Origin of the sequence: Flavobacterium pectinovorum (genome assembly GCF_006438875.1) — a bacterium.
Taxonomy (GTDB): Bacteria; Bacteroidota; Bacteroidia; order Flavobacteriales; family Flavobacteriaceae; genus Flavobacterium; species Flavobacterium pectinovorum_A.
In genome coordinates this window covers 306,282-317,952 of the sequence record NZ_RCZH01000001.1, presented here as the reverse complement: position 1 = coordinate 317,952, position 11,671 = coordinate 306,282, and the positions used below count along the sequence as shown (strand labels likewise).

The following is an 11,671-nucleotide window of genomic DNA, read 5'->3' as shown; positions in this document are numbered from 1 at the left end:
AATTCATCCCTGTTAATGGGTTCTTACATAATCTTTCAAATATTTTACGAAATTTAGAACTTGATTCCCTTTTCTATCGAACTGTTTTTCCAATTTAATTTTATTTTTAACGCTTTCCGCATTATATTTGGCGGTGTAAAAAAATTTTACGCCCTTTATGATTTTACACCTACTTTTTCAAATTCTTATTTCCTGGCTCTTAACCTGTTGTATTCTAAAAATATTTAATAAAGCTTTATCAACACCAGACAACGAATTTTATCAGGAACCTGCCCTGCTTACAAGTCTTCTTTTTGCTATTGATATAGATTTACCTCTAAAAGCCAAACTAAGAGCCGGAAAGATATTGCATCATAGCTTTGGACTTTGTTTTGCAACCATTTATTACCTTCTATTCTATTGTGAATTCGGAGAAATTTCCTGGACAACGAGTATTATTATAGGTTTAATCAATGGCTTAATCCGCATTATAAGCTGGACTTTTCTGATCGAAATTATACCATCTGCTCATACTGTAAATTTTAAAGGATATTATCTACAGCTTGTTTTTATGCACAATCTTTTTATCATTACTGCTTTTTCTGTAGACTGGATTTTACAGTGATTTTTTTTAAATCAAATTTATCAACGTCTGCCAATAATTTAAAATAAACCTAAATTCAAAATAAACGGTCTTAATAATAATGATCTTTTGCATTAATTAATTTAATAATTTTGAAAGACTCTAGAACGGGAATTAGCTTTAGATGCGACAGAACCAAAAAAATCCATTATTAAAACAGACCCAAAATGGCACAACTAAACTCGAAAGTAGATGAATATATTGCAAAATCAGAAGACTTTGCAAAACCAATTCTGGAATATTTACGACAAATTATTCACGAGACCTGTCCAGATGCGGCAGAAGATATTAAATGGGGAACACCTCATTACTCCTACAAAGACGATCATTTGTGTATGATTGCAGGTTTTAAAAATCATTGCTCGTTTAGCCTGTACAAAGCAGAGTTTCTAAAAGACAAAGAAATTGCAGAAAGTGTAAAAGCAGGAAAGAAATTTGGCTATATGGATAAACTGAAATCTGTTACTGAATTGCCATCAAAGGAAGTTTTGGTTTCGCTTCTTAAGGAAGCAATGACAATTAATGAGAAGGGAATTAAAAAAGAAAAACAAGTTTCGGATAAACCAAAAGTAATTGAAACGCCTGAATATTTACTGGAATCGCTTAACGTAAATAAAAAAGCAAAAGAAGTTTGGGAATCAAAATCAGATTCCTATCGTAAAGACTATTTAGTTTGGATAATCGACGCTAAAACAGATGCAACAAGACAAAAACGAATCGATCAATCACTGGAATGGATTGCAGAAGGAAAAGGGAGATTTTGGCAATACGCAAAAAAATAAATTAAACTGTAATGCTAATTAGAGAATCATTTTTAGCCGTATGAGTCGTAAACCTTTATCAATTTGTCCTAAAAAACACAGTAAATTCTGAAATAAAAAAAAAGCTAAATCTTTCGATTTAGCTTTTTTTTATAATCAAATATTTCTTTCGAAATCCAGTTTATTTGGCATCAAACCAAAGTTTTGTAGTAAGTAAATCTTTTCCCTGAACTGCTATTGCTGCCTGATAACTACTTCCGTTCAACGACTGTTCTGTACCCGGATAAAAGAAACGAGAAGGAATCTTTCCGTCCAAAACCGTAGCCGGACCGGCTGTCAATACTGGATAATCAAGCCTTCTCCACTCCACAAAAGCATCAAGACCTTGTCCGTAGAATGCAATCCATTTTTGTTCCCCTATCGATTTGGCATAATTTGTTGCATCATATTTCACCGTTGTCTGATTAAGATAAGTAGAAATAGTGGTTGCATCAGTAATGCCAAATTGATTTAATGAAGCCGTAATGGCACTTTTATAAAGTTGCTCTGCATCTCCGGCAATATATCCACGAGCTACTGCTTCAGAAAGATTGAATAATGTTTCTGAATAAGAAGCAATAACAGCCGGCGATGTTGAAGTCAGAAAGTATTTACCTGGTTTTGATGTTTTGGCAAAACCCTGACTATTGGCATCACTATTTGATAATCCGTTAGCACCTCCAACATATTTACCTACGCTTGCATCTGATGGCAACTGCGCATAAACTGGTAAACGCGGATCTGATAATGCATATAATTTATCGACCAATGTTTTCGAAATACGATAATCATCTCGTGTTTCAAACCATGCCGAAGCTGGATTTTGTTGTGGTGAACTGGTGTAAATAAACTGAAAAGTATCGGCATTGCTGCTTAATACTCCTGCTCCATCGCTGGTTGCATCAATCGCAGCTTGTTTTGCTAAAGCTGGTTCTTTGTCTGAAATTCTCAACGCGATACGCAAACGAAGGGAATTTACCAGTTTTTTCCATTTTAAAATATCACCTTTATAAACCAAATCTCCAGTTACAGCTCCGTTTGCTGTAGCTAACAAAGATTGGGCTTTTTTCAAATCTTCGAGTAATCCCGTATAAACTTCTTTTTGAGTATTGTATGTCGGTGTCACTTTTTGACCCGCATCTTTATAAGGAATGCTTCCGTAAGCATCTGTTAATAACAAGAATGTCCATGAACGAAGCGTCAGTGCAATTCCTTTATAGTTTGAATTTGCCTGTTCATTCGAGAAATTCAGAATCGTGTTCAAATCCGTAATCAAGGTCGAATATCCCGTGTTCCACAAAGTTGTGAAAGAAGTGTTGGATACATCATATCTGTCCGGTTCTGTATATTGGATTTTTGCCCAATGCTGTACAAATAACAAAGACGAGTCAAAATTATTTGTTGATCCCCAATATAAATCTGCTCCCTGCTTTAATGTTCCTGTCAACAGATAAGGTGCCAATGGAGTTTCGGTTGCATTTGGATTTTTGTTAATATCATCCAAAGTATCACTGCAAGAAATCAATGACAATGCAAATAGTGTTGTATATAATAGTTTTTTTAGCATGATTTCGTGTTTTTAAAATTTAAGATTAACATTGAAGCTAAAACTTCTCGTAGTTGGCAAGGATAAACTTTCCAACCCTTGTGCATTTCCGGTATTGAAAGCTGTTTCAGGATCAATATTTGGGGCATCTTTATAGATAAAGAAAAGGTTACGACCAACGGCAGTAATACTTGCTCCATCTAATCCCAGCTTTCTAACAAATGATTTATTGAAATTATAAGCTAGTTTTACTTCTCTTAGTTTTACAAAAGTTGAACTATAAATATAAGCTTCACTAATATTGTATGACGCTTTGTAATATTCCTGAGCGCTAAGAACTGAAGTGTTTGGAGTTCCATCAGCATATACACCTTTAAAGATCATTCCATCATCATATGCTGTTGAACCAACAGGAGCAGTTGCACCCGTTGGAAGCAAAGTTTTTACACTTCCTGTACCTGTTGTATAATAATTTAATCCACCATTTGCAGCATCACGTCCCGGAAGAGTCGAATCTAATACACCTGTATAAATACCTGTTCTGTTAGTTCCTGAGAAAAGCTCTCCTCCTACACTGGCGTCAACAAGAAATGAAAATTCAAGATTTTTATACGTCAATGTGTTTGTAACACCCGCTAAATAATCCGGAGTATAATGTCCCAATACTTTCTTTTGCGGATCAGCTTTTGGCAATCCATTTGCACCAACCACTATATTTCCGTTTGAATCGCGTTGATAAGCAGTTCCATAAAGTGCTCCGTAAGCTTGTCCTACAGATGCCAATACATCAACACCTCCCGATGAACCAATTGTGTAATTTTGAATCTGTTTATCATAGTCAAGAACTTCTACTTTGCTGATATTCTTTGAATAATTTACAGCTACATTCCATTTGAAATCCTGAGTTTGAATAGGATTTCCATCCAATTGAATTTCGATACCGTGATTGTTTATTTTTCCTGCATTGATTAATTGCGAAGTATAACCACTTGCCGCAGTTGTTTTTATTTCCAGAATCTGATCAAAACTATTGGTGTTGTAATACGCAAAATCAAAATGCAGTCTGTTTTTCCAGAAAGAAGATTCCAAACCAAGTTCCGTAGAGCGAGTTGTTTCCGGTTTCAGGTTCGCATTCAGTTTCTTTTGTGAAGAAGTTTGAATTGGATTTCCATCAAAAGCAGTTTGAAAATTATAAACTGTAGACAATTGATACGGATCTGCATCATTACCAACTTCAGACCAGCCACCACGTAACTTTAAGAAATCAAGTGTATTACTTTTAATATTCAAGGCATCAGATAATACCAAACTTCCATTAAAAGAAGGATAAAAATAAGAACGGTTATTGCTTGGCAATGTAGACGACCAGTCATTACGGGCTGTTACGTTTAAGAAAGCATAATTTTTATACCCAAATTGTGCCGAAGCATATGCACTATAAACTCTCAATCTTGCCAATGAATTTGATGATGTCAACGGATCTCTTGAATTCGTTAAGGTATATAAATCAGGTACAGCAAGACGTGGTGCTTTTTGATAATTGTTTGCATCGCTGTGGTTACGAATATTGAATCCCGCGAGAGCATCCACAGTAAAATCGTCATTTAGTTTTTTGGTATACGTAAAAATACCTTCCGTATTTTGTTCGTTTACGGTATAAGCATCTTCGGCGTAGGAACCAAAAGGAGTTCCGTTTGTACCATATCTAATTTCATATTTTCTACGATCATTATAGTAGTCAACTCCTGTACGGAATTTAAAATTAAGACCTTCGGCAAGTTTTGCATCCAAATGAATATCACCAATTAAACGGTTACGTTGCTGGCTTGTAGTATTATAATACGCATTCCAATATGGATTGCTGTAATAACTATTGTTCCAGTTGACATTTCTATTATTTTGAAGTTCATTGATGTCTACCTGACGTCCAAACCAAAGAAACTGAAGCATTACACCCGCAGCACGGTTACCCGTTGGACCACCTGGCAAAGCCGGAGCATCAGTAACGATATAGTTTGCATTCACCCCTACTTTTACATTTTTGGATATTTGATAATTGGTATTAATCGTAAAATTTGTTTTGTTTATTTCACTATTAGGTACAATTCCCAATTGTTTTTGATTATTTACTCCTAAACGAAAATCTGATTTATCATCTGATTTTGCCACAGAAATACTATTATCATAAGTAAGACCTGTATTAAAGAAATCTTTCACATTATCAGGATGAGCTACAAACGGCACTGCTACACCATTTGAATAAAATTGAGGAATAAGGCGTCCATCCATTTTAGGTCCCCAGCTTTCGTCAACTCCATCATTAACTCCGCCACCTTTACCATCTACATAACTGAATTTTCCGTTTGATCCTTGTCCAAATGAATTTTGAAATCTTGGCAATGTAGCCACTTGAGAAATCGTTATTCCAGAGCTAACACTAATACCTAGTCCTTTTTGATTTCTTCCTGATTTTGTCGTAATCAAAACAACACCATGCGCAGCTCGAGATCCATAAAGGGCCGCAGCATTAGGACCTTTTAATACTGTTAATGTTTCAATGTCATTTGGATTTAAATCGGCAATCGCATTTTTGAAATCACGGGAAGCAGCTGCTCCTCCAACAGTACTCAACTGAGAGTTATCAACCGGAACTCCGTCCACCACAAATAAGGGCTGATTATTTCCCGCGATAGAAGTTTCTCCACGAATAATAATACGCGAAGATCCCATATCTCCTTGCGAATTAGTGATACGTACGCCTGCCAGTTTACCGGTAAGACTATTTAGAAAATTCGTTTCTTTAGTATCCGATAATGTCTTGCCTTTTACTGCCTGAGTAGTATATCCCAAGGATTTCTTTTCTTTTGAAATTCCCAGTGCGGTAACGACTACTTCTGACAAAGCATTTTGTTCCTGCGTAAGATCAATAACAACTGAATTTTGAGTAACTACAGTTTCTTCTTTTTTATATCCCAGATAACTTATTACTAATGTATAAGGAAATTTTTGTCCTGTTTGGAAATAAAACTTTCCATCTAAATCTGTTACAACCCCGTGAGTAGTCCCTTTTATGTTTATCGAAGCACCAATAACAGGCTCCTTTGTAATAGCATCTACAACCGTTCCTTCAAGTCTGGATTGGATCAACGGCTTGGTTTCTTGTGCCTTAATCCCTATGGAAATCAACAAAATGCATAACAATGCATATCTATTTAATTTTTTTTTCATTACTTTGTTTTAGTTTAATAAATAAGGTGAGCCGAAAACGGATTTACTCCACTATCGCTTTCCTTATCAGAGATGTACAATTTCTTTAAGCTTCACCATTTCTGCTGCAACGGAAATGGTTTTTTTTTATCAGCTATGCATTCGTTTTTTCATTTTTTTTATTTTGGATTACTATTATTTAACTTGGTTTTTTTACAAGATTATAACCCCGAAACTAAGGTTCCCTCCTATTAAAATTTTATATGAATTTGAGATTGAAGAATTTTTGAGAGCGACAACTCATACAGTTTAAATGACCTGATGGTTCCTGTTCAAAGTGAAATGTCTTGGATAATCTTTAATCTTTTTGTGTTATTGCTTTAAGTTCTACTAATTTGATAGAACAAAAGTATATTAAAAATATTAACATCAAAAGTTTAATCGTTTTTTTTGCAAAAAAAATGTTAATTAAAATTTTAGTAAAGTTTTAAATCACTAAAAACAAAAGAGTTAATAATTTTGGAGATTTTTTTATAGTGTAAGAAATTTACCAATTTGATAAGGCTAAATTGGAGATTATAAAGGTTATTAAAACCAAGTTATAGCAAAAAAGAAGCGTTATCAATCGATAATACTTATAAATTTACAGGAGTATATTTTTAGGATAAAGAGTAATAGAATTGTCTTACCTCTTATAATTTAGAGCTTTGTAGTACCTACATAAATGATCATAAATAACAAATTCATACATTCTTTGTTTGGAAGTGTATTGTCGATTTAGCATCATGTGAATATGACTTGACAAAAAATCATGAAGCGGAATTTGAAGTACAGCTTCAATTTCTGATGCCTTTTCTGCAATCTGATTCTTTTTTGTTTCTATGATTTCGAAAAAAGAAGGAAAATTATTTTTAGATGTTTCCGAAAAAAGATGCTCTATTGTAGGTAATAATYCTCTATACTTTTTGTCAAGTTCCTTTTTTAATATTTTATCTGCTTCAAATTCTTCTTTAAAAGAAATTTGCAAGCTGTTCATTAAGTTTAATTTATCTGAAATTGATAAGTTAAAGGAGTTTAAAAATGATTCGATTGAACAAAAACTGAATAAAAGCGGCATTTCTTTTTCATGAAATGTTTTTTTTAAGGAAAGATATTGGATTATCATTTCGCTATCCTTCCAAAACAAAAATTCTGAATTTTCTATTGTGTTTTCCCCGTATCTTTCCAGTTCTCGTTGATAAGTATCCGTTAGAACTTTCCATGCTGAATTTTCCTGAAGCAGGTCATTTATAACCGGATAAAGCATATTAATAGCTTTTGCTAAATTCTTTTTGTCTTCTATTAGAAATCGAATTCTAAAATGAGCATCATCATCATTGTAGCGAATAAAGAACCATCTTTGGATGATTTTTCTTTTATTTAATTGTGAAATAACAGGATATAACTTCTCAAGCAAAATAAGATCTGTTGTCTGAACTCCAGTATAAATTTTATAATAGAGCCACTCACTTCCTAAACAAAAATTTCTTTGCATTTTATGACTGTTCTTTATAAAATGATATGATAAATTGGTTTGTAAACTCTTCTCCTGAACTATTTTTTATATTCGAATTATTTTCAAATAAAAATTCTTCTAATATAATTTTACTTCTATTTTGAGTAGACTTCAAAAACAACTGAATTCCAATTTCTGTTCGAAAATCTAATAATAATGTATTGTCAAAATCCACCAAATTAACTAAAAACGAAATGTTTTTGTTTATTCTCCAATTTGCAAATACTTCAAACAAATCAGCACTGTTTACTGCGAGAAAATGTGCTAAATCTTCTTTGTTTAGTATCCACTTAGCCTTTGAAAGTATGATTTTTTTATATTCTACTCTCGGAAAATAATTATAATGCGATTCTAACACTCCCCAATCAAAGTTAAAGATTGGTTTTGTGTTTTGCGACTGCAAATCGCATAAAAAATGATACAGCGGTAATGAATTATTAGAAAAATTGTGCGCATTTGACAAACAAGGAATAATTTCTTTATTCAGTTTTTTTGAACGCAATATAATTTTATCGTTTTTGACAGATACAAACAAATCAGTCAAATCTATTACATTTTCCTTTTCAACGCCTGAATTTGCCAAATAAACTATTTCATAATTTCTTAAAACTGGTCTTCGCAAAATATTTCCTGTTCTGGATTGAGGGATATGAACAATTTCAGCCAATATTTTATCGTGATAAAAAGCTTCTTCTTGAAGAACAATTTCTTTAGTCAGATTATGAATTTCCGGATTTCCGTTGCAAAATCTGCCTAATAATTTTGCAGCACTTACATTGCCTGAAGATTCTATGGCTATTTTTTCATCATCATAAATTTCAACTAATGCCGAAAATGTGACAGGAACAAAATCAAAAATAGCGTCGAAATCTGGAAAATCATTTTCGGATAAAGTAATTTTAGTTTGATTATTTGAAAAGCATTCCTGAAGTTTTTTTTCTAAAATAAAATCGTATGAATTCCAGATTTGATTCTCGCTTTTTTTCTTCTTTTGTTTAAAAGAGAAACCTTCTAATATTTCATGAGAATCATTCATTTCATGATTTATTGGATAGCCTAATCCCGCTTCGGTATCTAAGACATTCATAAGCGGCATTTCTTGTGATTCATATCTTTTGGAAAACTCTCTAACAAAAATCTTTAGATTGTTAGATTCTTTTTTAGACTGTATTCCATTCAAAAAAGAAAGCCCTTGCATTACTTTTTTTACAATATCCCTATCTAAACTATTTGCGATTGTCGCAACATTCAAGTCAGTTTGAAAAAGATATTTTTCATCAAATTCAAATCCTTCTTCATGAATGTTTTTTTTAATTTTCTGGTATTGATTTGCTGTTGGAATTAAAGAAGTATCGAGGTCTAAAATTTGGTTACTACTATTTTCCAGAAATTGATATTCTTTTTTTAGGTTTGGAATATTTTTTAAAATTGATAAGATTCTTTCAAATTCATTAGTACCTGTAACAACAGCATCTAATTCGCTGACCAGAAATTGAAAATTTATAAGTTGGATAATAAATTCACGAGCGTCTTCTTTTTCAGAATCACTGTCAACCAAAAATGAAATCATTTCGTCAATAGTTAATCCTGATTTTGCTTTCAGTATTATTTCTTTTAATACATCAGATTTTCGCAATGCAGAAACAGTATGTTCTCTCGTTGTTTGTATGTATTTGTATTCTATATATCTGTAAAAATCCCCCAATTCGTAAATAGAAGAATTGGGAAAATATCTTAACTGAGAAATTGCTATTTCTCGTTTGGCAATATTTTGTAATAAAGCCACCCAGAATTGCATATCAAACTGAGTAAACCGTATAAAATTCACAGAATCTTCCAGAATAATTTCCGTTTCAGTAGTTATTATCCCTATTGAACAACCAGCAAATAGGCCAAAAGGCGTACATCTAGAGGACATTCTGGCTAAATATTTTAAAAATGTAATCTCTAACTTTTTTGCTTTTTCGTCAGATAGATTGGAGTCATCTTTTATCCATTTATCCAATTCTTTTATTAAATCGGGCGAAGCCAAATTAATAGCTTCTTTGATTAAAGAATCTTGATAAAGTCCTTTTGCTTTTTCTACCGAATAGTTTTCAATTGTGTTAAGATACGATGACAAAGGCAATAAAGGAGTCCTCAAAACGTAAGAAGTAAAAGGTCTAATTTTAAAAGTTGATCTCATTTTTTCTTTTTACTGACCTTATCAGCAAGCAACATTGCATTGTAAACATTCAATACTTTTCCTGATTTTGATAATTCCGAAAACGGTAATTTTTTATCTTCTGTTCCCGGCACAATCACTTGTAAATTATAAGATGTTCCTGAATCCATAATGATTTGTTTGACTTGTGCAGCAGTAAGATTTGGATAATACAGCCAAATTAAAGCGGCAGTTCCAGAAACCATCGGAACAGACATTGAGGTGCCTGAATCATATTTATATGTATTACCCGCGGCAGTTGAATATATATCATCTCCGGGAGCAAATAAATCAACATTTTGTTTCCCATAATTAGAAAAATCACATACAAAAGTACTGTCCAGCTTTCGGGTGACAGCCCCTACTACCATAAAATTGGAACAAAATTCTTTATGGTCATCAAAATTAGTGTCTGTTGTATAATATATTACCTTATCAATATCATCACCTTCATTACCGGCACTGCGAATTAATAATACATCGTGCTCTTCAGCATACTTAATAGCCTCTTTGACCCATTCCGGATGCAATGAAAACTGTTTGCTAAAAGACATATTTATGACTTTTGCTCCATTGTCTACAGCATAACGTATAGCCATAGTAATATCCTTGTCATGCTCATCTCCAGATGGAGAAATATTCAAAGGCATTATCTTAACATTTTGGACTATTCCTTTTATACCTATATTGTTTTCTCTATTGGCGCCAATAATTCCTGCCATTTTTGTACAATGATCCTGGATAGGTCTGTGTCCTGCTTTATTATTGCTGACATTATTATTACCATAGCCTTTTTCTAAAATATTAGGATTATCTCCTATTAGTAAACGCTCGTTGTAATCAATATTCAGGTTTTTATTTACAATAGAATCAAGCTGAGTTTGTTGATCTACTAAGTCTTCAAATGTGCTTTCGTCAACTTCAAAATTAACCATCATATATGATATTAATGCTCCTAGATCTTTATCATTATCATCACGTCTTTGTCTGTATCTTTTATCATTTATTTTATATTTTTTATAAAGACTATCTAATTGCTTGTATGTATAATCTTCTTTTGGGAAAAAATATTTTAGAGTATCTTTTACCAAAGGATAAATAGCAACGTCATGATTTAATGACTTTAACCAATTTTTTGAATATTCATCTTTCTCATTAAACTTTTTTAAAGCTCTTAGATATTCCTTGAACTTATAGAGATCTTTAGGATCAATTTGAGCTTCTGTTTTATCTTTAAATAATGGTCCCCATTCTTGAATAATACGAACATATTCATATCTGTTCCAAACGACATAACCTCCACTTTTAGTTCCGGTAAAACTCCATCCGTTTATATCATCTACATAGCCATTATTATCGTCATCAATGTTGTTATTTGGGATTTCTTTGTTGTTTGTCCAAAGTTGTCCTTGCAAATCTTCATGATTTATATCAATTTGTGTATCTATTACGGCTACAATAATGCTTTTGTTATTCAGTGTTTTTTTATTTAAACGATACCACTTATCTAGCGAAATACCTGGAATACTATCTTTTAGGTAATCTTTTTGATACCATGTTTGTAACTCTAAAGTTGTTAATTGTTTTTTAAATACAATGTTTTTAGAATAATTACTAGATTCTATACTTGATTTACAACTTATTAAAAGAGAAAAAACCAAAATAATTATACAAAATAATTTAAACATGAAGAGTGTTGATTTTAATTTTTTACACAGATTAATAAATTTCAAAAAAT

At 32.4% G+C, this 11,671-nt stretch carries 7 protein-coding genes; 2 read left to right on the top strand and 5 right to left on the bottom strand.

Annotated features, from left to right (window positions below):
• Window positions 1–157: 157 nt before the first annotated feature.
• Window positions 158–604, top strand: coding sequence for a hypothetical protein (locus EAH81_RS01300; RefSeq protein ID WP_140502887.1), 447 nt, complete (start codon window positions 158–160; stop codon window positions 602–604).
• A 185-nt stretch (window positions 605–789) separates the two neighbouring features.
• Entirely contained in the window at window positions 790–1,404 is a 615-nt protein-coding gene (locus EAH81_RS01295) for a YdeI/OmpD-associated family protein (protein WP_140502885.1), read from the top strand.
• Window positions 1,405–1,564: 160 nt separating this feature from the next.
• Here EAH81_RS01295 and EAH81_RS01290 read toward each other — a convergent pair whose 3' ends face one another.
• The 5 genes from EAH81_RS01290 to EAH81_RS01270 all read right to left on the bottom strand — a co-directional run bounded on the left by EAH81_RS01290 (window position 1,565) and on the right by EAH81_RS01270 (window position 11,621).
• Window positions 1,565–2,989 carry a SusD/RagB family nutrient-binding outer membrane lipoprotein gene (locus EAH81_RS01290; protein WP_140502883.1) on the bottom strand — a complete coding sequence of 475 codons (1,425 nt, stop codon included), beginning with the start codon at window positions 2,987–2,989 and terminating at the stop codon, window positions 1,565–1,567.
• 12 nt (window positions 2,990–3,001) lie between these two features.
• Window positions 3,002–6,196, bottom strand: a complete 3,195-nt coding sequence (locus tag EAH81_RS01285; protein ID WP_140502880.1) for a SusC/RagA family TonB-linked outer membrane protein — start codon at window positions 6,194–6,196, stop codon at window positions 3,002–3,004.
• A 664-nt stretch (window positions 6,197–6,860) separates the two neighbouring features.
• Window positions 6,861–7,709 (bottom strand): thiopeptide-type bacteriocin biosynthesis protein, encoded by an 849-nt coding sequence (locus tag EAH81_RS01280; RefSeq protein WP_140502878.1) that lies wholly within the window; start codon window positions 7,707–7,709, stop codon window positions 6,861–6,863.
• Between the two features lies 1 nt (window position 7,710).
• A complete protein-coding gene (locus tag EAH81_RS01275; protein ID WP_140502876.1) occupies window positions 7,711–9,915 on the bottom strand; it encodes a lantibiotic dehydratase family protein in 2,205 nt (734 codons plus the stop codon).
• Window positions 9,912–11,621 carry a S8 family serine peptidase gene (locus EAH81_RS01270; protein WP_140502874.1) on the bottom strand — a complete coding sequence of 570 codons (1,710 nt, stop codon included), beginning with the start codon at window positions 11,619–11,621 and terminating at the stop codon, window positions 9,912–9,914. Before EAH81_RS01270 ends, EAH81_RS01275 begins: the two co-directional genes overlap by 4 nt.
• Window positions 11,622–11,671: the final 50 nt, after the last annotated feature.